General features: G+C 61.6%; 19 protein-coding genes. 11 read left to right on the top strand and 8 right to left on the bottom strand.

Translation table 11 applies throughout. The annotated features are described in order from the left end of the window. The first annotated feature begins 56 nt into the window (after positions 1 to 56). Both sigX and LQ249_RS23385 read left to right on the top strand, forming a co-directional pair. A complete protein-coding gene (gene sigX / locus LQ249_RS23390; RefSeq protein ID WP_046382425.1) occupies positions 57 to 647 on the top strand; it encodes an RNA polymerase sigma factor SigX in 591 nt (196 codons plus the stop codon). Between the two features lie 107 nt (positions 648 to 754). Beyond that, entirely contained in the window at positions 755 to 1,738 is a 984-nt protein-coding gene (locus LQ249_RS23385; RefSeq protein WP_046382426.1) for an OmpA family protein, read from the top strand. 60 nt (positions 1,739 to 1,798) lie between these two features. On the opposite strand, the gene cobA is transcribed toward LQ249_RS23385, so the two are convergent. The 5 genes from cobA to LQ249_RS23360 all read right to left on the bottom strand — a co-directional run bounded on the left by cobA (position 1,799) and on the right by LQ249_RS23360 (position 7,501). Further along, on the bottom strand, positions 1,799 to 2,542 hold the full coding sequence (cobA, locus tag LQ249_RS23380) for a uroporphyrinogen-III C-methyltransferase (RefSeq protein ID WP_017845212.1): 744 nt from the start codon (positions 2,540 to 2,542) through the stop codon (positions 1,799 to 1,801). A gap of 26 nt (positions 2,543 to 2,568) precedes the next feature. Then, positions 2,569 to 4,239, bottom strand: coding sequence for a bifunctional protein-serine/threonine kinase/phosphatase (locus LQ249_RS23375; protein ID WP_177029515.1), 1,671 nt, complete (start codon positions 4,237 to 4,239; stop codon positions 2,569 to 2,571). Then, positions 4,239 to 5,450: a nitrate/nitrite transporter gene (locus LQ249_RS23370; protein WP_017845214.1), complete on the bottom strand. Its 1,212-nt coding sequence runs from the start codon at positions 5,448 to 5,450 to the stop codon at positions 4,239 to 4,241. Before LQ249_RS23370 ends, LQ249_RS23375 begins: the two co-directional genes overlap by 1 nt. Positions 5,451 to 5,685: 235 nt before the next feature. Further along, on the bottom strand, positions 5,686 to 6,261 hold the full coding sequence (locus tag LQ249_RS23365; protein ID WP_046382429.1) for an ANTAR domain-containing response regulator: 576 nt from the start codon (positions 6,259 to 6,261) through the stop codon (positions 5,686 to 5,688). A gap of 13 nt (positions 6,262 to 6,274) precedes the next feature. Then, entirely contained in the window at positions 6,275 to 7,501 is a 1,227-nt protein-coding gene (locus LQ249_RS23360; RefSeq protein ID WP_079444505.1) for a CmpA/NrtA family ABC transporter substrate-binding protein, read from the bottom strand. A gap of 273 nt (positions 7,502 to 7,774) precedes the next feature. On the opposite strand from LQ249_RS23360, the gene sctC reads away from it, so the two are divergent. The 5 genes from sctC (at position 7,775) to LQ249_RS23335 (ending at position 11,601) form a co-directional block, all read left to right on the top strand. Next, positions 7,775 to 9,241 (top strand): type III secretion system outer membrane ring subunit SctC, encoded by a 1,467-nt coding sequence (sctC, locus tag LQ249_RS23355; RefSeq protein ID WP_057003807.1) that lies wholly within the window; start codon positions 7,775 to 7,777, stop codon positions 9,239 to 9,241. A 14-nt stretch (positions 9,242 to 9,255) separates the two neighbouring features. Continuing rightward, entirely contained in the window at positions 9,256 to 9,471 is a 216-nt protein-coding gene (locus LQ249_RS23350) for a FliM/FliN family flagellar motor switch protein (RefSeq protein ID WP_017845218.1), read from the top strand. Positions 9,472 to 9,639: 168 nt separating this feature from the next. Then, positions 9,640 to 10,017, top strand: coding sequence for a winged helix-turn-helix domain-containing protein (locus tag LQ249_RS23345; protein ID WP_057003808.1), 378 nt, complete (start codon positions 9,640 to 9,642; stop codon positions 10,015 to 10,017). 7 nt (positions 10,018 to 10,024) lie between these two features. Next, positions 10,025 to 10,486 (top strand): transglycosylase SLT domain-containing protein, encoded by a 462-nt coding sequence (locus LQ249_RS23340; protein WP_108524759.1) that lies wholly within the window; start codon positions 10,025 to 10,027, stop codon positions 10,484 to 10,486. 86 nt (positions 10,487 to 10,572) lie between these two features. After that, on the top strand, positions 10,573 to 11,601 hold the full coding sequence (locus LQ249_RS23335; RefSeq protein ID WP_046382434.1) for a quinone-dependent dihydroorotate dehydrogenase: 1,029 nt from the start codon (positions 10,573 to 10,575) through the stop codon (positions 11,599 to 11,601). Between the two features lie 124 nt (positions 11,602 to 11,725). On the opposite strand, the gene rmf is transcribed toward LQ249_RS23335, so the two are convergent. Beyond that, positions 11,726 to 11,941 (bottom strand): ribosome modulation factor, encoded by a 216-nt coding sequence (gene rmf, locus LQ249_RS23330; RefSeq protein WP_002553055.1) that lies wholly within the window; start codon positions 11,939 to 11,941, stop codon positions 11,726 to 11,728. A 530-nt stretch (positions 11,942 to 12,471) separates the two neighbouring features. Here rmf and rlmKL point away from each other — a divergent pair. Both rlmKL and LQ249_RS23320 read left to right on the top strand, forming a co-directional pair. Continuing rightward, a complete protein-coding gene (gene rlmKL / locus LQ249_RS23325; RefSeq protein WP_017845222.1) occupies positions 12,472 to 14,742 on the top strand; it encodes a bifunctional 23S rRNA (guanine(2069)-N(7))-methyltransferase RlmK/23S rRNA (guanine(2445)-N(2))-methyltransferase RlmL in 2,271 nt (756 codons plus the stop codon). Positions 14,743 to 14,880: 138 nt separating this feature from the next. After that, a complete protein-coding gene (locus LQ249_RS23320; RefSeq protein ID WP_177029517.1) occupies positions 14,881 to 17,265 on the top strand; it encodes a sensor domain-containing diguanylate cyclase in 2,385 nt (794 codons plus the stop codon). Positions 17,266 to 17,322: 57 nt separating this feature from the next. Here LQ249_RS23320 and dacB read toward each other — a convergent pair whose 3' ends face one another. Further along, a complete protein-coding gene (gene dacB, locus LQ249_RS23315; protein WP_046382437.1) occupies positions 17,323 to 18,783 on the bottom strand; it encodes a D-alanyl-D-alanine carboxypeptidase/D-alanyl-D-alanine endopeptidase in 1,461 nt (486 codons plus the stop codon). A 237-nt stretch (positions 18,784 to 19,020) separates the two neighbouring features. On the opposite strand from dacB, the gene LQ249_RS23310 reads away from it, so the two are divergent. Further along, positions 19,021 to 19,365 carry a YggL family protein gene (locus LQ249_RS23310; protein ID WP_232565933.1) on the top strand — a complete coding sequence of 115 codons (345 nt, stop codon included), beginning with the start codon at positions 19,021 to 19,023 and terminating at the stop codon, positions 19,363 to 19,365. 37 nt (positions 19,366 to 19,402) lie between these two features. Here LQ249_RS23310 and LQ249_RS23305 read toward each other — a convergent pair whose 3' ends face one another. Continuing rightward, a complete protein-coding gene (locus LQ249_RS23305; RefSeq protein ID WP_046382439.1) occupies positions 19,403 to 20,593 on the bottom strand; it encodes a benzoate/H(+) symporter BenE family transporter in 1,191 nt (396 codons plus the stop codon). 226 nt (positions 20,594 to 20,819) lie between these two features. Between LQ249_RS23305 and LQ249_RS23300 the strand changes: the two genes are divergently transcribed. Then, on the top strand, positions 20,820 to 21,584 hold the full coding sequence (locus LQ249_RS23300) for a GntR family transcriptional regulator (RefSeq protein ID WP_046382440.1): 765 nt from the start codon (positions 20,820 to 20,822) through the stop codon (positions 21,582 to 21,584). Positions 21,585 to 21,625: the final 41 nt, after the last annotated feature.

The raw sequence follows: 21,625 nt of genomic DNA, 5'->3' as shown, positions 1-21,625 counted from the left end.
GAACCCGGGTGACCGGGCTGTGGCGGACATTGACCTGACTGTCGGCACGACTTGTTTTGAATAAAGCCCAAACGCTGTCCACGCGCTATGACCCCCGTGAGCTCTCTGATGAGGAGTTGGTCGCGCGCTCGCACACGGAGCTGTTTCACGTAACACGCGCGTATGAAGAATTGATGCGCAGATATCAACGCACTCTGTTCAACGTTTGTTCAAGGTATTTAGGGAACGATAGAGATGCGGATGATGTCTGTCAGGAAGTGATGCTCAAGGTGTTGTATGGCCTGAAGAACTTCGAGGGCAAATCGAAGTTCAAGACCTGGCTCTACAGCATCACGTACAACGAGTGCATCACGCAGTATCGTAAGGAACGGCGAAAGCGTCGCTTGATGGACGCCTTGAGTCTGGACCCCCTTGAGGAGGCGTCTGAAGAAAAGACGCCGGCACCCGAGGAGAAGGGCGGACTTGATCGCTGGTTGGTGCATGTGAACCCGATTGACCGCGAAATTCTGGTGCTACGTTTTGTCGCAGAGCTGGAATTTCAGGAAATCGCTGACATCATGCATATGGGTTTGAGTGCTACAAAAATGCGTTACAAACGTGCTCTTGATAAATTACGTGAGAAATTTGCGGGCGAGACTGAAACTTAGTGCGTGGCAAATATCTCTTACGTGTAGGCAAGTTCTGTTAGACTTGTCGCCGAGTTGTCCCCCGGTTTGTGGGACTGCTTTACAATCACCAGATGGGGATTTAACGGATGAAACTGAAAAACACCTTGGGCTTGGCCATTGGTTCTCTTATTGCCGCTACTTCTTTCGGCGTTCTGGCACAAGGCCAAGGCGCAGTTGAAGGCGAGCTGTTCTACAAGAAGCAGTACAACGATAGCGTCAATCATATCGAAGACGGCTTCAACCCAGGCGCTCGCATTGGTTATTTCCTGACCGACGACCTGTCGTTGGACTTGTCCTACGACAAGACCAACCACACCCGTTCGAACGACGGTACCGGTAGCCAGAAGATCAAAGGCGATACCACCAGCCTCGTGGCCCAGTATCACTTCGGTCAAGCTGGCGTCGACTCCCTGCGTCCATACGTAGAAGGCGGTGTCGGTCACCAGAGCCGTGGCAACGTTCGTGCTGACGGCCACAGCGGTCGCGACCAAACTACCCAGCTCATCGCTGGTACTGGCGTGAAGTACTACTTCACCAACAACCTGTACGCTCGTGCCGGTGTTGAAGCTGACTACGCACTGGACAACGGCAAGTGGGATTACTCCGCACTGGTCGGCCTGGGTGTGAACTTCGGCGGTAACGCTGGCGCAGTTGCTCCAGCTCCTACCCCAGCACCAGCTCCAGAGCCAGTTGCAGAGCCAGAAGCACCGGTTGCCAACGTTGTTCGTGTTGAGCTGGACGTTAAGTTCGACTTCAACAAGTCCGTGGTTAAGCCTAACAGCTACGCCGACGTGAAAAACCTGGCTGACTTCATGAAGCAGTACCCAGCTACCCACGTAGAAGTGGCTGGTCACACTGACTCCGTGGGCCCAGACGCCTACAACCAGAAGCTGTCCCAGCGTCGTGCTGACGCTGTTAAGCAAGTCCTGGTTAAAGACGGCGTAGCTCCTAGCCGCATTAGCTCGGTAGGTTACGGCGAATCCCGCCCAGTTGCTGACAACGCAACTGAAGCTGGCCGCGCTATCAACCGTCGCGTAGAAGCTGCTGTTGAAGCTCAAGCTGCTCAGTAATTACTGAGTAGTAGAAAAAAACCCGGCTTCGGCCGGGTTTTTTTTCGCCTGGGGTTTGCCTCAGGCGCTGGCTGCCGCTGCGACGCTCGCTGCTTGCGAGGTGGCGGCGACACTGCCGATCACCAGGATCGCCGGGCTCTTCAGGGCGAACGCCTGTGCATCCTCGTGCATCTGCGACAAATGGCTACGGCACTCCCGCTGCTGCGGCAATGAGGCATTTTCGATCATTGCCACGGGCATATCCGCGGCCATCCCGCCTTCCAGCAACTGCTGACGAAGCTCTTCCAGCTTCGCCACCCCCATATAGATCACCAGTGTCGTCCCGCCTTCCGCCAGCGCGCGCCAATTAAGGCTGCTGTCGTCCTGGGTGTGCGCTGTGACCAGCGTCACGCCGCGGCTGACACCACGCAAGGTCAGTGGAATCGCGCAGTTCGTCGCGCCCGCCAGCCCGGCTGTGATCCCGTTGACCAACTCGACTTCGACGCCGCGTTCGCGCAGCCACATCGCCTCTTCGCCACCGCGCCCGAAAATGCACGGGTCGCCGCCCTTGAGCCGCACCACGCACTTGCCCTGGCGGGCGTAGCGCAACATCAGGCGGTGGATGAAGTCCTGCGGCGTTGAGCGGCAGCCCCCACGTTTACCGACGGTGATCACCCGCGCTGCCGTGCAGTGTTCCAGTACCTGCGGGTTGACCAGATCATCGATCAGCACCACATCGGCGCAGTTCATCGCCCGAACCGCCTTGAGGGTCAACAGCTCCGGGTCGCCAGGGCCCGCGCCCACCAGCCAGACTTTTGCGTTCATGTGTTTTCCCTCGTCTAGAGATGACGTCAGCGGTGAAAGAGTAAGTAAAGAAGCGTCAGATTGATCAGCATCGAGAGCAACCCCAGGGTGCGCCAGACCTTCAAGGGTTCCCGCTCCAGCAACGGCCGGGGGCGGACACTCAGTTCCCGTCGGTCTGCCTGCTCCAGCACCAGCAGCCATTCTTCGGCGGTTTCATAGCGTTGTGCAGGTTGAGCCGCCACCGCGCGTTCGAGGCTGAGCGGTAACCAGTCCGGCAGGTCGGGGCGGTAGCGGCTGGCGCTGACCGGTTGGGTGAATCTGGGCCGTTGGAAAGCCTCAATTTCACCGTAGGGGTAATGCCCAGTCAGCAAGTAATACAGGCTGACACCTACGCTGTATAAGTCTTGTTGGGCTGTGGGACGGTCGCCCTGGAACGCTTCGGGCGCGATAAAGCTTGGTGTGCCGGGCAGTACATGCGCGCGATCCTCGGAGAGACCCGGGCAGTAGGCCAGGCCGAAATCCAGTACGCGCAACTCACCATCGTCACCCAGCAGCAGGTTCTCCGGTTTGATGTCACGGTGCAGTATTTGCCGACGATGCAACAGACCCACCGCCCGCAGTAAACGTTCGGCCACGAATTGCCATTGCGCCAGGGGCAATGGGCCCTGTTGCAGGAATAATTGCGCCAGGGTTTGCCCCGGATATTCACGCATCACGTAGTACAAGTGCTGACGCCCGCTGGCCGCGTGGACTTCAGGAAACGCGCGCCCGGCCACCCGCCGCAGAAACCATTCCTCCGACAGCAAGGCTTGACCGGCGTCGTTGTCATCGTCACGGCTGAGGGGCAGGGTTTTCAGCAACCAGGGTTGCTGCTGGGCATCGCGGACCCGGTACAGCAACGACTGGCGGCTCTGCGCCAATACGCTTTCCACCTGCCAGCCTTCGAACTGTTGCCCGGCTTTCAGCGCGGGTGGCAGCGGCCATTGCTGCAATTGCACCAGCGCGTCGCCCAGGGTCGCGGCGCCGAGTTTATCGATGCGTACCAGCAGGGCACTGGCGTTGTCCTGGCTGCCGGCCAGGTGTGCGGCGGTGACCAGGGTGTGTACCGCCAGATCGAGGTCGGTCTGCTCGCGCAGGATCGCACTGATGCTGTGATCACCCAAAGTCGCCCACACACCGTCGCTGAGCAGCAGGAAGCATTCGCCCTCGCGCAATTGGCCGTCGAGAAAATCCAGCACCAGGTGTTGATCCAGGCCGAGCGCGCGCTTGAGCACATGCTGCATGCCCGGCTGTTCCCATACATGATCTTCGCTGATGCGCTGCAATTCGCCGTCCAGCCAGCGATACGCCCGGCAATCGCCGACGTGGGCCAAGGTGAAGCGTTGCCCGCGAAACACCAGGGCACTGAGGGTGGTCAGCAACGGCTGGCCACCGCCATTGGCCCGCAGCCAGCGATTCTGCGCGAGCAATAGACGTTCGAGCGCCTGGGCCACACCCCAGGTTTGCGGCGTGGCGTAATAGTCCAGGGCCAGCGCCTGCAAGGTCGAGCGTGCGGCCAGACCGCCGTCGGCGCATTGGCTGACACCGTCGGCGATGGCGCACAGGTAACCCTTGCTCGCGGCCAGCTCCGCCAGGGGCGTGACCACGCGCAGGGCGTCCTGGTTCTCGGCGCGCGGGCCGATGACGCTGGCCTGGGCGACGCTCAGGTGCAGGCTCATCAGACGCGCGCGGCGGTCACGGCAGCCGAGCCCCAGGTGGTTCTCCAGCGGCGCTTGACGCCGTGCAGGCCGAACCAGGCCAGTACGCCAAGGCTGGCGAACAACCACAGGGCCAGTTGATAGCTGCCGGTGCTTTGTTTGATCGCACCCATGCCTGCTGCCAGGGCGAAACCGCCGATACCGCCGGCCATGCCGATCAGGCCGGTCATTACGCCGATCTCGCGGCGGAAACGCTGGGGCACCAACTGGAACACCGCGCCATTACCGGCGCCAAGGCCGAGCATGGTGCAGACGAACAGTGCCAGGGCCGCGTAGGAGCTGGGCAAGTTGAAACCCACCGCAGCGATGCAGATCGCCGCCACGCTGTACATGCCCAGCAACGTGCGAATCCCGCCGAATCGGTCGGCCAGGGCGCCGCCGAGTGGGCGCATCAGGCTACCGCCGAACACGCAGGCGGCGGTGTAGTAGCCGGCGGTCACCGGGCTCAGGCCGTATTGGTCGTTGAAGTAGCCGGGCAGGGCGCTGGCCAGGCCGATAAAGCCGCCGAAGGTCACGCTGTAGAAAAACATGAACCACCAGCTGTCACGGTCGCCGAGGGCCTTGAAGTAATCGGCCATGGATTTGGCCTTCGGGCGTTCGGGGGCATTGCGCGCAAGCCAGGCGAAGATGATCAGGGTCAGGATCAACGGAATCAGGGCGAAACCGAACACATTGCTCCAGCCGAACGCCGCTGCAAGCACCGGTGCCAATATGGCTGCGAACACAGTGCCCGAGTTGCCGGCGCCGGCGATGCCCATGGCTTTGCCCTGGTGCTCCGCGGGATACCACTGGGACGCCAACGGTAGGGCGACCGCGAAGGACGCTCCGGCCATCCCCAGGCACAGCCCCAGCAACAGGGCTTGTTCATAGCTGTGGATGCCGAGTTTCCAGGCGCCGAAGAGTGCGGCGATCACAATCACCTGGCCGATCAGCCCGGCGGTCTTGGGCGAGAGTCTGTCCGCCAGCATGCCCATCAGAAAACGCAGCACTGCGCCTGCCAGGATGGGGGTCGCCACCACCAGGCCGCGTTGTTGCGTGGTCAGGTGCAGGTCGGCGGCGATCTGCACCGCCAGCGGGCCCAGTAGGTACCAGACCATGAAGCTCAGGTCGAAATACAGGAACGCGGCAAACAGGGTCGGGGTGTGCCCGGATTTCCAGAAGCTTGATTTCATCACGCACCTCAACGGTTGGGAGTCTTGTAAGAAGGCCTGGTGATGGAACAGCCGGCTACGGCCGCCCCACCGGCCCCGTGTCAAAGGGCCAAAACAAAAAAACGCCGCCACCGGGTTCGCGAGGGCAAACCGGGTGTGCGACGTCTTTGTCGTGAAGGGGCAACCGCCGTTGGTTACCTGTGTTGAATACTTAGCAAGTCCTGGGCCAATCTGCCGTAGCCGCTGTCGAGGAGGGTTAGCCCAGCAACTCGCTCATGGCGATGATCTGCTCCGCCACCTGGATCAGTTTCTGCTGGCGGCTCATGGCCTGGCGGCGCATCAGGGTGTAGGCCTCTTCCTCGTTGCAGTTCTTCATTTTCATCAGCATGCCTTTGGCCAGTTCGATGCGCTTGCGCTCGGCCAGCTGTTGATCGCGGGCCTGCAGCTGGGCGCGCAGGGCCTGGTCGCTTTCGAAGCGGGCCATGGCCACGTCGAGGATCGGCTGCAGGCGTTGGGCCTGGATACCTTCGACAATGTAGGCGCTGACGCCGGATTTGATGGCCTGGCGCATGACGTCCGGGTCGTGCTCGTCGGTAAACATCACGATCGGATGCGGTCGGTCGCGGCTGACCAGCACCACTTGCTCCATCACATCGCGGCCGGGTGACTCGGTATCGATCAGGATTACGTCCGGCCGCACCGTTTCGACGCGCGCAGGCAGATCGATGGTCAGGCCCGACTCATCGATCACCTCAAACCCGGCCTCGGTCAGTGCCGCCTTGAGGCGCCCGACCTTGCGCGGTGTGTCGTTGATCAACAGGATTCGCAACATATTGGTCCTCCTGTCAGCGCAAGGCGTGGCGGCTGGTGTGGTCAGCCAGGGCATGCAGGCGGAAGCTGCGGGCGTAGGCGGCGGGGGCGGAGCCATCCCAGATCTTGCCGTCGATCAGTTGGCTGCTGCGCATGTCCTGGGCGTTCGCGGTGACGCCGACGGCATCGGCTGCCTGGCGATACAGCTCCAGTTGCTGCACTTGGCGGGCAATGCCGAGGTAGTCCGGGTCTTCGCGCAACAGGCCCCAGCGGCGAAACTGGGTCATGAACCACATGCCGTCGGAGAGGTAGGGCACGTTCACCTCGCCATCGGCGAAAAAGCGCAGTGCGTGGGGATCTTGCCACTGGTTGCCAAGCCCATCGTCGTAAGTCCCGAGCAGACGCGGCTCGATGCAGTCGAGTGGCGCGTCGAGGTACTCGCGGGCGCTGAGCAGCTGCGCGGTGGAACGGCGGTTTTCGTGGCTCGCCTCGATAAAGCGGCTGGCCTCCAGAATCGCCATCACCAGTACGCGGGCGGTGTTGGGGTATTGGTCGACGAACGCTTGGGTGCAGCCGAGCACCTTTTCCGGGTGGTCCGGCCAGATCGCCTGGCTGGTTGCCAGGGTGAAGCCCTGGTTCTGCTTCACCGCACTGGCGCTCCAGGGTTCGCCGACACAAAAACCGTCGATGCGCCCGGCCAATAGGTGCGCCACCATTTGCGGTGGCGGTACCACCACACTGTTCACATCCTGCAATGGATGGATACCTTGGCTCGCCAGCCAGTAATACAGCCACATGGCGTGGGTGCCTGTGGGAAACGTCTGGGCGAAGGTCAGTTTTGTTCGGCTTTGGTGCACGTGGCGATCCAGTGCCTCAGGAGTGACCACCCCTTGCTGTTGCAGGTCGTGGGACAGGTTGATGCTCTGCCCGTTCTGGTTCAGCCCCATCAGTACCGCCATATCGGTGGCGGCCACGCCGCCGATGCCCAGGTGTACGGCGTAGATCAGCCCATACAGGCTGTGGGCGGCATCCAGTTCGCCGCTGACCAGTTTGTCGCGCAGGTTGGCCCACGACGACTGACGCTTGAGGTTCAGTGTCAAGCCATAGGGTTGCGCGAAGCCCTGGGTGGCCGCGACCACCAGCGAGGCGCAATCGCTCAAGGCCATGAAGCCCAGGTCGAGGCTGCTCTTTTCCGGGGCGTCACTGCCGTTGACCCAGGCCAGCGGGTCGTTTATCGGGCTGTTGCCGTCCGAATCGTTCATCAACACCTACCTTTTCGTTCAAAAAAAAGCGTCGCTCCCTCAGATGGCGGCGCGAGCCATTGCGGGTAACGACGCCTTTGTCCGTAAGCCCGCTCCGACGTTGGCGCGCGCTCTGATACAGAGTGCATAGCAAGGCACATGCCACGGGCGGAACGGCGTGTTACGCCGTCAACTTTCCATCAAGATTGAAACGCCACAGGCTTTCAGTATGGCCGCTTCCCTATGCCAGACTGCCCAGGAAACCCCACGGTGTACGCTGATTCTCCGACAACGATGGCCGCCCATCGGCTGTGCCGCTGGCTGTTTTACGCGGTGTTGATGCTGGGCTGTGCGTCTGCCCGGGGTGAGACTTACCAGGCGCGGGACGAAAGCCTGCACACGTTTTTCAGCGCGTTGTCGCTGCCTCTCGGCCTGCCGGTCGTTGTCAGCCGGGCGGCGGCTCGGCAACGCGTTGACGGAACCTACGATTTCAGCCGGGCGCAGCAGGTGCTGGAGGCGGTAGCCGAGCAGCATCACCTGATCTGGTACAGCGACGGGCAGGTGCTCTACCTCTACGCAGCAGATGAAGCGAAGAGCTCGGCGGTGACGCTGCGGCATATTTCCGTCTCAAGGCTGCGCGAGTTCATGCGTCGCTCGGGGCTCGATGAGTCCCGCTACCCGCTGCGGGAGAGCGGGGGCCGGATGTTCTATGTGTCCGGGCCGGCGAACTATGTCGACCAGGTGCTGCACCTTACGCAATTGATGGACCGCCAGCGGGCCGCGCTCCGTGTGGGCCAGCAGGCGTTTGGCGTGGTGCAGGTGCTCAATACCCATGTGGCGGACCGCGAGTACGTCATGGGCGAGGAAAAGGTCAATGTGCCGGGCATGGCGTCGCTGATCGAGACCGTGCTTTCCCGCGAACAACAGGCGCCCGCGCAACGGCCGCCCGGCTTGCTGGCCGACAAGAGCCTGGCCGTGATTCCTTACCCGGATACCAACAGCCTGCTGATCAAGGGCAAGCCTGCCCAGGTGCGTTTTATCGAGCAATTGGTGGCGGAGCTGGATGTGCCCAAGCGCGCGATCGAGGTTTCGCTGTGGCTGGTGGATGTGGACCGTGACGAACTGAAGAAAATCGACCAGGCCTGGGCCGAGGAAACCCACACATCAACTTCGGCGACCCGGGTGCTGGAGCCGTTGGAGGACAATCGCCTGATGGCGCAGATCGCCGTGCTGGAGCGACGACGGCGCGCGCGGGTGGTGACACTGCCGGTGATTCTCACCCAGGAGAACGTTCCTGCGGTGTTCCAGGATAACCACACACTCTACGTGCCGGGGCCCGCCGCCGCTCGCACCGACTGGAAACCCATACGCTATGGCACCCAGGTCAGCGCGTTGCCGCGGTTTGCCGAGGCGAACGAGATCGAGATGCTGCTGAGCCTTGAGGATGACCGCCAGATGGGCGAGGCGGGGCGGCGTCAGAAAATGACCGCAGTCGGGCGGGTCAGCGTCAGCAGTGTCGTTCGGATGCCACAGGGGAAACGCCTGTGGTTGGGCGGGTTTCGCCGGGATGTTGATGCGCAGGGGCGTGCCACTGCGCCTGGCCAGCGTGCCGAAGTACGGCTGTTTGTGATTCAGGCCCGGGCCGTGGGCAACGAGCTCAAGACCCTGGATGGCACCGTCGGGCCGCCACCGCTGACTCAGCCGCAATACGAACGGGTGCACCGTGCGTTTGCGCGGTCGATTCGCGATGTCGATCAATGAGGTAGGCGCTCGTCATGCATCTGGAAATTCTTTTGCAGGAACAACTGATCACGCGCAAGCGGCTGGCGTTGTTTGCACCGGGGAAAGTGCTGCCGCTGGCACCGGAGGTCATCCATTGCGTGGAAGTGCGCGTCAACGGTCAGTTACTGGCTCTGGGCGAGCTGGTGCAGTTGGAAGACCGCCTGGGGGTTGAGCTGCTTGAGGTCTACCAGGAGTGGGTATCGCCTTAGTTATCAGTTCCAGTGAGATTTCTTACAAGGCGATTCCGGAAAGCCCTGCTGATATGGGCTTTCTCCTAGGGTGGCTCGGGGAGGCTTTTTTTATAGTCGTGCAGTCGGCGTATGCGCCATTTCTGGAAATCAGGATTTCAATGTCAGTGGTTGGATGCAGAGGTGTGTATGGCCGTGGTGAATGATGGAGGGATGACGATTTCCCTGGTCTTTGGCCGCTGGACCCTGCATGGCGATGGACGCTTGACCGGCGAGGACGCGGATATCCAGTTGCCGCCCAAGGAATGGCAAGTGCTGCGCTTGTTGTTGGTGTCCGGTGGTGCGCTGATGACCAAAGACTGTTTGCTTGAAATGGCTTGGCGCCAGGGGGAGGTGTCGGAGGAATCGCTGACACGCTGCATTTATTCGTTGCGTAAACATCTGCGCGCCGACAAAGGGTTTATCAAGACGATCTATGGCAGGGGCTATCGCTTTACATGCCCGGTGCGGCCAGCCGAGCGCGCCTCGTTGCAGCCTATCGATGTTTGTTCGGCCTGTGGCAGGTAGCCCCGGGATGCGCAATGCGTGGCGCAAGGGCCTGTTGCTGGTGGTGCTGATGGGCAGCAATAAGGCGCTGGCGTATTGTTGGGACGAGGTGGCCAGTCGCTACGATCTTGAGCCGGAATTGCTGCAGGCCATTGCCGCCGTAGAGTCGGGTTACCGTGCGGGCGCGATGAATTACAACAATCGCAACGGCACCCGCGATATCGGCCTGATGCAGATCAACAGCATTCACTTGCCCCGCTTGCTCAAACTAGGCATCACCGAAGACCGGCTGTTGAGTGAGCCGTGCCTGTCAATAGAGGTCGGGGCCTCGATTCTTGCCGAGTTCGTTCAGCGCTTCGGCTATAACTGGACGGCCATCGGCGCCTATAACGCAGGCCCGGGGCCTGGTCCACAGCGTGAGGCGTTGCGCTTGCAGTACGCACAGAAGGTCTGGGCCCGTTACGAAGCGTTGGTCGCGCATCGCTACTGACGATTGGGCGGCACGCCTCGCACGCAGGCCGCCAGCCCGGCTATAATCGCCGCCACTTATCGCCGCCATCCGAGTCTAGCCCGCCCATGTATACCCTGGCCCGCCAGCTGTTGTTCAAACTCTCCCCGGAGACTTCCCATGATCTGTCCCTGGACCTGATCGGTGCCGGTGGCCGCCTGGGGCTCAATGGCCTGGTATGCAAGGCACCGGCGAAAATGCCGGTTTCGGTGATGGGGCTCGACTTTCCCAACCCGGTCGGGCTGGCTGCCGGCCTGGACAAGAACGGTACGGCCATCGATGGCTTTGCGCAGTTGGGTTTCGGTTTCGTCGAAATCGGCACCGTGACCCCGCGCCCTCAACCGGGCAACCCCAAGCCGCGCATCTTTCGCCTGCCGGAGGCCGAGGCGATCATCAACCGCATGGGCTTCAACAACCTCGGTGTCGATCACCTGCTGTCGCGGGTCCAGGCGGCGAAGTACAAGGGCGTCCTCGGGATCAACATCGGCAAGAATTTCGATACGCCGGTGGAGCGCGCGGTGGATGACTACCTGATCTGCCTGGACAAGGTCTACGCCCACGCCAGCTACGTCACGGTGAACGTCAGCTCGCCCAACACCCCGGGCCTGCGTAGCCTGCAGTTCGGTGACTCCCTCAAGCAATTGCTCGAAGCCTTGCGCCTGCGCCAGGAAGACCTCGCCGTGCGCCATGGCAAGCGTGTGCCGTTGGCGATCAAGATCGCCCCGGACATGACGGATGAAGAAACCGTGCTGGTCGCCCAGGCCCTGGTGGAGTCAGGCATGGATGCGGTGATTGCCACCAACACCACCCTCAGCCGTGTCGGCGTTGAAGGCCTGGCCCATGGCGACGAGGCGGGCGGCTTGTCGGGCGCTCCAGTGCGTGACAAGAGCACGCACATCGTCAAGGTGCTGGCCGCCGAGCTGGCCGGGCGTTTGCCGATCATCGCGGTCGGCGGTATCACCGAAGGCAAGCACGCGGCCGAGAAGATCGCCGCTGGTGCGAGCCTGGTGCAGCTGTATTCCGGCTTTATCTACAAAGGCCCGGCGCTGATTCGCGAGGCGGTGGACGCGATCGCGGCATTGCCCAAAAAGGCCTGACACACGCCCAATAAAAAGGGCTCCTCAAGAGGAGCCCCTGGGCCGAAGCCCGCCGCCTGGATAGGGCGTGCGTGGTTAAGTCGTTAGCTATATTCGTGCTGGTGTCGGAATTGAATGCCCTTGATTAGCCGACCGCGTGAAGTTCGTTGAGTCTGTGGATGCCCGCAGTGCCTGTCATACCGTCCCAGTTGTCGCCGCGTCCTTCTCGCCAGCCGTTGATCCAGGCTTGGCGTACCGACGGTAGAGTAAATGGGCAAAGCTCACGGGATTTGCCATGAACGCCGTATTGATATCCGCGTAAAAATGCTCTTTCCAACGGATCACGCTTAAGTCTTCTCATAGGGTGTTTCCCTCACTTGTTGACTGTCTTGATATCCTTCGGCCTCGTCTGAGGCCGGGCAGAGTTTTTCTGCCGTTGGTGCGGCCCGCTGCCGGCGTGGCGAGCCAATGTGCCAGTGCCGTTGTGGCGCTGACCTGTGTTGAGTTCTAACCAATAGGTCACATGGATTCAATGATCGTTTTGTCATAAGCACGTAACAATAACGATGTTATAGCCATAAGCTGGGATGGCTTTTCGCCCCTTTTATTGGGCAAAGCCGGCTATGATGTGCCTTACGAAGAGAATGGCTTAATCCCTTGCTGAAAAAGCCCGCCCGTTGCAGTCGGTTATTATTCGACGAAGGGTCTGAATATTTCTTTTTGTTGCATAACTTATCTCTCTGCCCCGTCAATCAAGGCCCACAGGCCCGCCAGACGGGGTGGGACGGCACATTCGTGCCACGCGGGCACTCTTCAAGAAAAGTGCTTGATTGAAAACCGAGCCGGCGATGCGTCGCCCGTTCATTTATTGCTGAAAAGCCTGGATTGCCCATGTCGGACCGTTTTGAACTCTTCCTCACCTGCCCCAAGGGCCTCGAAGGCCTGCTGATCGAGGAAGCCGTCGGGCTTGGCCTTGAGGAAGCCCGCGAGCACACCTCGGCCGTGCGCGGCATGGCCGACATGGAAACCGCCTACCGCCTGTGCCTCTGGTCGCGCCTGGCCAACCGCGTGTTGCTGGTCCTCAAGCGCTTCCCGATGAAGGACGCCGAAGACCTCTACCATGGCGTGCTGGATATCGACTGGGCCGATCACATGGTCCCGGACGGCAGCCTGGCGGTGGAGTTCAGCGGTCACGGCTCGGGCATCGACAACACCCACTTCGGCGCGCTGAAGGTCAAGGATGCGATTGTCGACAAGCTGCGCACCCCGACCGGCGAGCGTCCGTCCATCGACAAGATCAACCCGGACCTGCGCATCCACCTGCGCCTGGACCGTGGCGAAGCGATTCTCTCCCTCGACCTGTCCGGCCACAGCCTGCACCAGCGCGGTTACCGCCTGCAGCAGGGCGCGGCACCGTTGAAGGAAAACCTCGCTGCAGCCATCCTGATCCGTGCCGGCTGGCCGCGCATCGCTGCGGAAGGCGGCGCGTTGACCGACCCGATGTGCGGCGTCGGCACCTTCCTGGTGGAAGGCGCGATGATCGCCGCCGATATGGCGCCCAACCTCAATCGCGAACTGTGGGGTTTCACCACCTGGCTCGGTCACGTCCCGGCGTTGTGGAAGAAACTGCACACCGAGGCCAGCGAGCGCGCTGCCATCGGCATGAACAAGCCGCCGTTGTGGATTCGTGGCTACGAAGCCGATCCGCGCTTGATCCAGCCTGCTCGCAACAACATCGAGCGTGCCGGTCTCAGCCATTGGATCAAGGTGTACCAGGGCGAAGTCGGCACGTTCGAGCCGCGCCCGGACCAGAACCAGAAAGGCCTGGTGATCTGCAACCCGCCCTACGGCGAGCGGCTGGGCGACGAAGCGAGCCTGTTGTACCTCTACCAGAACCTCGGCGAGCGTCTGCGCCAGGCGTGCATGGGCTGGGAGGCGGCGGTGTTCACCGGCGCGCCGGACCTGGGCAAGCGCATGGGCATCCGCAGTCACAAGCAGTATTCGTTCTGGAACGGCGCTTTGCCGTGCAAATTGCTGCTGATCAAGGTCAACCCGGACCAGTTCGTCACCGGCGAGCGCCGCACCCCGGAGCAGCGCCAGGCCGAACGTGAACAAGCCGCCTACGACCAGGCCCCGACCGAGCCGCAAGAGCGTCAGTACAACAAGAACGGCAACCCGATCAAACCTGCACCGGCGCCGGCCCCTGTGGTCGAACAGGCGCGCCTGAGCGAAGGCGGGCAGATGTTTGCCAACCGCCTGCAAAAGAACCTCAAGCAACTGGGCAAGTGGGCCAAGCGTGAGGGCGTGGATTGCTACCGCGTCTACGATGCCGACATGCCGGAATATTCCATGGCCATCGACCTGTATCACGATTGGGTCCATGTGCAGGAATACGCCGCGCCGAAATCCATCGACCCGGAAAAAGCCTCCGCGCGCATGTTCGACGCATTGGCGGCCATTCCCCAGGCGCTGAACATCGACAAGAGCCGCGTGGTGGTCAAGCGCCGCGAGCGTCAGAGCGGCACCAAGCAGTACGAACGCCAGAGCGCCCAGGGCAAGTTCACCGAGGTCAGCGAAGGCGGCGTGAAGCTGCTGGTCAACCTCACCGACTACCTCGACACCGGCCTGTTCCTCGACCACCGGCCGATGCGTATGCGTATCCAGAAAGAGGCGGCCGGCAAGCGTTTCCTCAACCTGTATTGCTACACCGCCACCGCCAGCGTGCATGCGGCCAAGGGCGGCGCGCGCACCACGACCAGCGTCGACCTGTCCAAGACCTACCTGGACTGGGCGCGCCGCAACTTCTCCCTCAACGGTTTCTCCGACAAGAACCGCCTGGAGCAGGGTGATGTGATGGCGTGGCTGGAAGCCAGTCGCGATGAGTTCGACCTGATCTTCATCGACCCGCCGACCTTCTCCAACTCCAAGCGCATGGAAGGGATCTTCGACGTGCAGCGCGACCACGTGCAACTGCTCGACCTCGCCATGGCGCGCCTGGCACCGGGCGGCGTGCTGTACTTCTCGAACAACTTCCGCAAGTTCGTGCTTGAGGACAACCTCAGCGAACGCTACGCGGTCGAGGAAATCAGCGACAAGACCCTCGATCCGGATTTTGCGCGTAACGCGAAGATCCATCGGGCCTGGAAAATCACTGCTCGCTGATTGCTCCACCCATCAGCCGCAAGCCTGGAATTATCCGGTCTTGCGGCTTTTTTACGCTGGTCAAACGGAGGGCCGCTCGCTATAACTAAATGTCCGGCCAAAGTGATCCCCCACACGCTGGCGTTGTGAGTGTTGCCTATGCCGTTGCAAGCCGTTCGCCCGAAGATCCTAGGTTTTATCAATGAGCAGGTATCGGCTTGGTTGATGGCATTGGTGGTGTTTCTGGGCGGTAGCGCTTTGACGATCATCGTCGCCTGGGCGACATCCGATCTCTATCAACAGCAGGGGCGCCAGCGTTTCCAGCTGTTGGTCAATGAGCGATTCACCCGTCTGCAGGAGCGTTTCGAGGACCAGGAGCAACGCCTGACCAGCCTGCAACGCTTCTTCGTCAATTCCAATGATGTGTCCCGCGACGAGTTCGACGGTTTCGCCCAGCCTTTGCTGCTGCGTTCCCGGGCCTATGCCTGGGCGCCGCGGGTTATGCGTGATCAGCGCGCTCAGTTTGAACAGGACGTATCGCGCCAGCGCGGTCTGCCGTTCAGCATACGGGAACTGAATTCACGCGGTGAGTTGGCCCCGGCGGTGGAGCGCGATGAATACGTGCCGGTCCTGTACAGCCAGACCCGAAGCCTGCTCGGTTCGCCGCTGGGCTTTGACCTGCTGGCCCAGCCGTTGCGACGCTCGACCCTGGAGCGCGCACAAGCGAGCGGCAAGCTGGCCGTGTCCCAGCCCATGCAGTTGGTGGGGGTGGAACCGGCCTATGCCACCGGGGTGTTATTGGTCGCGCCGGTCGTCTCCCCGGGCGGAACGGAACCCTACGGCTTTGTGATGGCCGTGATCAGCATGCGCCAGTTGATGGCCGACGGCTTGCCCAAGTCGGATCGCGATAATCTGGTGACGCAGATCGTCGACACTTCCGACCAGCAAGGGCGCCTGTTGTACGAATCCAGCAATGCCCTGGCCGACAGCGATCTGGTCGCCGCGCGTCGCCTCACCCTCGGCGATCATGTCTACGCCCTGAACCTGCGCCCCAGCCAGGTGTTCGAACAGGGCAACGGCTCGTCGTTGGTCCCGATCCTGGCCGTGGGCGGGCTCTTCAGCCTGTTGCTCAGTGTCTTGCTCTATATGTTGGTCAGCCAGCGTCAGCGCGCCTTGAAACTGGTGGAGCAGCGTACCGTGCAGCTACGCCTGCGCGAGCAGGAACTGCGCAGCGCCCATGGCCAGTTACGCAGTGTGCTGAACGCCGCGACGCAGGTTGCGATCATTGCCACCGACTTGCACGGCGTGATCAACACCTTCAACGCCGGTGCCGAGCAGATGCTGGGGTTCAAGGCCGAGCACATACTCGGCCGCTCGACCCTGGAGAGCCTGCATGTGGCGGCGGAGCTGGATGTGCGTGCGGCGAGTCTGAGCATTGCATTGGGCCGGCGAATCCCGCCGAGCCAGGCGATGCTGGTGGAGAGCCCGGGCAGCCCGCACGAGGCGCGCGAGTGGACCTTGGTGCGCGAGGATGGCAGCCGTTTGACGGTGAATATGTTGGGCACCGTGTTGCTGGATGACCATGGCTTATGGGTCGGGCACCTGGCGATGTACCTGGATGTCACCGAGCAAAAACGCGCCTATGAGGCCCTGGCCGTGCGCGACCGTCTGCTGAAAAAGCTCAGCGCCCATGTCCCGGGCGGGATCTTCCAATTCACTCTGGAACCCCAGGACAAGTGGCGGTTTGTCTACGCCAGTGATGGCATGCGCGATATCTATGAGATCGACACAGGGGTGCTGCAACGGGATGCAACGCAGGTCTTGGAGCGCATCCACCCGCTGGACGTCGAGCGGGTGCGTGCGTCGATCCGCTTATCCGCGCTGCAATTGAGCCACTGGCGCGAAGAGTACCGCGTGCAACTGCCGCAACGGGGCCTGCGCTGGATTCGCGGTGAGGCCACGCCGGAAGAACTGCCGGGCGGCGGTACGCTGTGGCATGGCTATGTGTCGGACATTTCCGATCTCAAGCGCGTGGAAGAAGAACTGCGCGCGCTGTCCATCACCGATGCCCTCACCGGGATCCATAACCGTCGGTATTTCCAGGATCGTCTCAAGGCTGAGATGGTCCGCCTCAATCGCACCTCGGGGGCGTTGTCGGTGATCATGCTGGATATCGATCACTTCAAGCGTATCAACGACCAGTACGGCCATGCGGTCGGCGACGGGGTGTTGCAGGAACTGTGCAAGCGCATCAGCCAGCGTCTGCGCCGCACCGATGTGTTCTGTCGCCTGGGTGGCGAGGAGTTCATGGTGTTGTGCCCCAACACCGACGGCGCCCAGGCCTACGGTTTGGCGATGGAGCTTTGGCGGGCGCTGCGCGATGCGCCGATGGGGACGGTGGGAGTCGTCACCGCCAGCTTCGGGGTGGCCAGTTGGCGGGTCGATGAGGGGATCGACGGGTTACTGCTGCGCGCGGATTCGGCGGTGTACGTGGCCAAGCAGGCGGGCAGGGATCGAGTCGAAGCGGAACGCTTGCCGGTGTGAATGTCGACGTCGTACACAACCTGTGGGCGCGGGTTTGCCCACAGGTTGTGGCGGTGTCTAGAGGACTGGCGCCGCTGCCGCCAGCTTTGGCTGGCGGTACAGGTCCAGCAGCACCTGGTCGAGCACCGACGACGCACCCCACGGCTTCGGATCGTTGAGGATCGCCACCACCACCCAGGTATTGCCGTTGTTGTCGCGGCTGAACCCGGCGATGGCGCGCACGGTGTTCAAGGTACCGGTCTTGACGTGGGCTTCACCGCGCATGGCGGTGGTCTTCAGGCGTTTACGCATGGTGCCGTCGGTGCCGGCGATTGGCATCGAGCTGATGTATTCCGCGGCGTAGGGGCTTCTCCACGCGGCTTGCAACATGGCCGCCATCTCACGCGCGCTGACGCGTTCGGCACGGGACAGGCCCGAACCGTTCTCCATCACCAGGTGCGGTGAGGTGATGCCTTTTTTCGCCAGCCACTGGCGTACCACGCGTTGCGCGGCCTTGGCATCGTCGCCGTCGGCGTCGTTGCGGAACTGCGCGCCCAGGCTCAGGAACAACTGCTGGGCCATGGTGTTGTTACTGTATTTGTTGATGTCGCGGATGATTTCCGCCAGGTCCGGCGAGAAGGCCCGCGCCAGTACCTTGGCGTCCTTGGGCACCGGTGCCTGGATGTCACGGCCCTGGATGGTGCCGCCCAACTCCTGCCAGATCGCCCGCACGGCGCCGGCGGTGTACGTGGCGTGGTCGAGCAACGACAAGTAGGTCTGCGAGCTGCAGCCATCGCCCAACTGGCCGCTGACGGTCACGGTGATGCTGCCATCCGCCGCCGTCACCGGGTTGTAGCGCACGTCGCCGGTACATTGCTTGGCGTTGGACGCCTTGACCTGATTGTCGATGCGAATGCTGGCGATCGGCGGCTCGACCGACACGATCACGCGTCCCGAATCGTTGCGGGTCACGAAGCGCAGGGCCTTGAGGTTGACCAGCAAGGCATCGGGCTTGACCAGGAACGGTTTGTTCTCGTCATTGCCGTCGTCATTGAATTCCGGCAGTTGCGGCGGGATAAAGAAGCTACGGTCCAGCACCAGATCGCCGGTGACTTGCTGCACGCCATTGGCCCGCAGGTCGCGCATCAGCAGCCAGAGTTTTTCCATGTTCAGCTTGGGATCGCCGCCGCCCTTGAGGTACAGGTTGCCGCGCAATACACCACCGCTGAGGGTGCCGTCGGTGTAGAACTCGGTCTTCCACTGGTGGTTGGGGCCGAGCATTTCCAGGGCTGCGTAGGTGGTGACCAGCTTCATGGTGGAGGCCGGGTTCACCGAGACGTCGGCATTGAAGACGGTGGGGGTGCCGGGGCCGTTCAACGGCAGCATCACCAGGGACAATGCGGTGTTCTGCAACTTGGCCTTCTGCAGGGCCTGTGCAACGTTGGGTGGCAGGGTGTTATTGATCGGGGCGGCGGTGGCGGAAAAAGCCAGCGGCAGGAGAACGCCGGCAAGGAGCAATGGACGCAAAGATTTGATCATAAGGAATAAAACCCTACTGCTGAGGAGGGTGAAAAAGGCGAGGGGTATGTAAGAAAATCCCTCAGTAGTCATGAAAGTGTCGGCATTATGCCCCAAGCTGGAACCACTTGTAGCTGAACGATAGCTGCTAATCGGGGTTTTTTTTCCAGGCATTTCGCCGCCTGTCCCAGAGAGTCGGGCAATCGCTGCCTTAAGCTGCTAAAGTGCCGCCCGTTATTACTTATGAGGATTGTTCCAATGGCGACTAACCGTTCCCAGCGTCTGCGCAAAAAACTGTGCGTTGATGAATTTCAAGAGCTGGGTTTCGAACTGAACCTGGACTTCAACGAAGGCCTGAGTGAAGAAGCTATCGACGCTTTCCTCGAAGCATTCATCAAAGAAGCCATGGAAGCCAACGGTCTGGGCTATGTCGGCGGCGATGACTACGGTCTGGTTTGCCTGCAGAAGCGTGGCTCGGTCTCCGAAGCGCAGCGTGCTGCCGTTGACACCTGGCTGAAAACCCGTTCCGAGCTGACCAAGGCTGAAGTCAGCCCGTTGATGGACGTGTGGTATCCGGAAAAGCCGATCAACGCGGCTAAGTGATACTAAACAAAACGGCGACCTGAGGGTCGCCGTTTTTTTATGCCTTGCGCCAGTTCAGAATCAGCAGCGTCAACACCCCCGCCACGATCCCCCAGAACGCCGACCCGATGGAAAACAACGTCAAGCCTGACGCGGTGACCATAAAGGTGATCAGCGCCGCTTCCCGTTCCTTCGGCTCATTCATGGCGATGCTCAAGCCATTGATGATCGAGCCAAACAACGCCAACGCCGCAATCGACAGCACCAGTTCCTTGGGCAATGCTGCGAACAAGGCCGCCAATGTGGCGCCGAACACCCCGGCAATGCCGTAGAACACGCCACACCAGACTGCCGCCGTGTAGCGCTTGTTACGGTCTTCATGGGCGTGGGGCCCGGTGCAGATCGCCGCACTGATCGCCGCCAGGTTGATGCCGTGGGAGCCGAACGGCGCCAACACCAGCGAGGCCAGGCCGGTGACGGTGATCAGCGGCGACGCTGGCACGTTATAGCCGTCGGCGCGCAACACTGCGACGCCCGGCATGTTTTGCGAGGTCATCGCTACCACGAACAGCGGGATGCCGATGCTGATGGTCGCCGCCAGCGAGAAGTGCGGTGTGGTCCAGACCGGCGTTGCCACTTCCAGGTGAAAGCCGCTGAAATCCAGGAGCCCCATCAGCCCGGACAGCACGCTGCCGATCACCAGCGCGGCGAGTACCGCATACCGCGGCGACAGGCGTTTGATGAGCAGGTAGGTGAAAAACATCCCCAGCACCAGGCCGGTGCGATGCTGCGCGGCGACGAAAATCTCGCTGCCGATCTTGAACAGAATCCCCGCCAGCAAGGCCGCCGCCAGCGACGCCGGGATGCGTCTGACCAGTTTTTCGAAGCTGCCGGTCAGCCCGCAGAGCGTCACCAGCACCGCGCAGGTGATGTAGGCGCCGATGGCTTCGCCGTAACTGACGCCGCCGAGGCTGGTGATCAACAGCGCTGCGCCGGGTGTCGACCAGGCAATGGTGATCGGTGTGCGGTAGCGCAGGGACAGGCCGATGCTGCACACCGCCATGCCGATGGAAATCGCCCAGATCCACGAGGAAATCTGCGCGCTGGTCAAACCGGCGGCTTGGCCGGCCTGGAACATGAGCACCAGGGAGCTGGTATAGCCGGTCATCATGGCGATGAAACCGGCGACGATGGCCGAGGGAGAAGTGTCGGCCAGTGGGCGCAAGGGCGCTTGGGTGGCGTCGGTCATGGCGAGGTGTTCCTTTTACCTGGGAGTTTGCCAGTGAAGGCGCAGATTCAAGCCTAAACTCAAACGTAACGACTCATTGCAATACAGCCGGGCTCGCAAACAGCCGTACAGTGTGTTGGCGCATGGGGTTGTGTACAATGTGCGCTGATTTTAGCTGATACTTGCCAGCGCCTCTTTGTTGCCGTATTACCGTTAATTCGCCGCCGTTCTCCCGATCCGAGTGCCCATGAACGAACAGTTGCAACCTCTCAAGAAACAACCGCGAGCCAGCAAGACCGGCCGCAGCGGAACCCAGGACGATATCGTCTACGCGCATATCTTCGAGGCGATTCTCGAACAACGCCTGGCACCCGGTACCAAATTGAGCGAAGAGGCACTCGGCGAAATCTTTGGCGTGAGCCGCACCATCATTCGCCGCGCGCTGTCGCGCCTGGCCCATGAAGGCGTGGTACTGCTGCGGCCCAATCGCGGCGCGGTGGTGGCCAGCCCGAGTGTCGAAGAAGCGCGCCAGGTGTTCCTGGCCCGGCGCCTGGTCGAGCGGGCGATCACGGAGCTGGCGGTGCAGCACGCCACGGCGGAGCAGTTGGCCGAGTTGCGGCAGATGGTCAACGACGAACGCGACAGCTTCTCCCGCGGCGATCGCGGTGCCGGTATCCGCCTTTCCGGCGAATTCCATCTGAAGCTGGCCGAAGCGGCGAAGAACGCGCCGCTGATCAGCTTCCAGCGCAGCCTGGTGTCCCAGACCTCATTGATCATCGCGCAGTACGAAAGCGGCAACCGTTCGCACTGTTCCTACGATGAACACAGTCAGTTGATTGATGCGATCGAAGCCCGAGACGCGGCGCTGGCAGTGAATTTGATGATGCATCACATGGATCATATCGACAGCAAGCTCAACCTCGACGAGGAAAGCGCGTCGGATGATTTGCATGCGGTGTTCTCGCATTTGTTGCAGAGCAAGAAGCCGGGGCGTTCGTCGGTCAAACTCTAAGCCCGATCAAAAATGTGGGAGGGGGCAAGCCCCCTCCCACA

Origin of the sequence: Pseudomonas sp. 7-41 (assembly GCF_021233075.1) — a bacterium.
GTDB classification, from domain to species: domain Bacteria; phylum Pseudomonadota; class Gammaproteobacteria; order Pseudomonadales; family Pseudomonadaceae; genus Aquipseudomonas; species Aquipseudomonas veronii.
This window is presented reverse-complemented; position numbering and strand designations above follow the sequence as displayed.

Excerpts from the sequence above, each read along its gene's own strand:
- LQ249_RS23345 (WP_057003808.1), top strand. The coding sequence starts at position 9,640 with ATGGCCGTGGTGAATGATGGAGGGATGACGATTTCCCTGGTCTTTGGC.
- LQ249_RS23365 (WP_046382429.1), bottom strand. The coding sequence starts at position 6,261 with ATGTTGCGAATCCTGTTGATCAACGACACACCGCGCAAGGTCGGGCGC.
- LQ249_RS23340 (WP_108524759.1), top strand. The coding sequence starts at position 10,025 with ATGCGCAATGCGTGGCGCAAGGGCCTGTTGCTGGTGGTGCTGATGGGC.
- sctC (WP_057003807.1), top strand. The coding sequence starts at position 7,775 with ATGGCCGCCCATCGGCTGTGCCGCTGGCTGTTTTACGCGGTGTTGATG.
- cobA (WP_017845212.1), bottom strand. The coding sequence starts at position 2,542 with ATGAACGCAAAAGTCTGGCTGGTGGGCGCGGGCCCTGGCGACCCGGAG.
- LQ249_RS23360 (WP_079444505.1), bottom strand. The coding sequence starts at position 7,501 with ATGAACGATTCGGACGGCAACAGCCCGATAAACGACCCGCTGGCCTGG.
- dacB (WP_046382437.1), bottom strand. The coding sequence starts at position 18,783 with ATGATCAAATCTTTGCGTCCATTGCTCCTTGCCGGCGTTCTCCTGCCG.
- LQ249_RS23305 (WP_046382439.1), bottom strand. The coding sequence starts at position 20,593 with ATGACCGACGCCACCCAAGCGCCCTTGCGCCCACTGGCCGACACTTCT.
- rlmKL (WP_017845222.1), top strand. The coding sequence starts at position 12,472 with ATGTCGGACCGTTTTGAACTCTTCCTCACCTGCCCCAAGGGCCTCGAA.
- LQ249_RS23385 (WP_046382426.1), top strand. The coding sequence starts at position 755 with ATGAAACTGAAAAACACCTTGGGCTTGGCCATTGGTTCTCTTATTGCC.
- LQ249_RS23320 (WP_177029517.1), top strand. The coding sequence starts at position 14,881 with ATGCCGTTGCAAGCCGTTCGCCCGAAGATCCTAGGTTTTATCAATGAG.
- LQ249_RS23300 (WP_046382440.1), top strand. The coding sequence starts at position 20,820 with ATGAACGAACAGTTGCAACCTCTCAAGAAACAACCGCGAGCCAGCAAG.
- LQ249_RS23350 (WP_017845218.1), top strand. The coding sequence starts at position 9,256 with ATGCATCTGGAAATTCTTTTGCAGGAACAACTGATCACGCGCAAGCGG.
- rmf (WP_002553055.1), bottom strand. The coding sequence starts at position 11,941 with ATGAGAAGACTTAAGCGTGATCCGTTGGAAAGAGCATTTTTACGCGGA.
- LQ249_RS23375 (WP_177029515.1), bottom strand. The coding sequence starts at position 4,239 with ATGAGCCTGCACCTGAGCGTCGCCCAGGCCAGCGTCATCGGCCCGCGC.
- LQ249_RS23310 (WP_232565933.1), top strand. The coding sequence starts at position 19,021 with ATGGCGACTAACCGTTCCCAGCGTCTGCGCAAAAAACTGTGCGTTGAT.
- LQ249_RS23370 (WP_017845214.1), bottom strand. The coding sequence starts at position 5,450 with ATGAAATCAAGCTTCTGGAAATCCGGGCACACCCCGACCCTGTTTGCC.
- LQ249_RS23335 (WP_046382434.1), top strand. The coding sequence starts at position 10,573 with ATGTATACCCTGGCCCGCCAGCTGTTGTTCAAACTCTCCCCGGAGACT.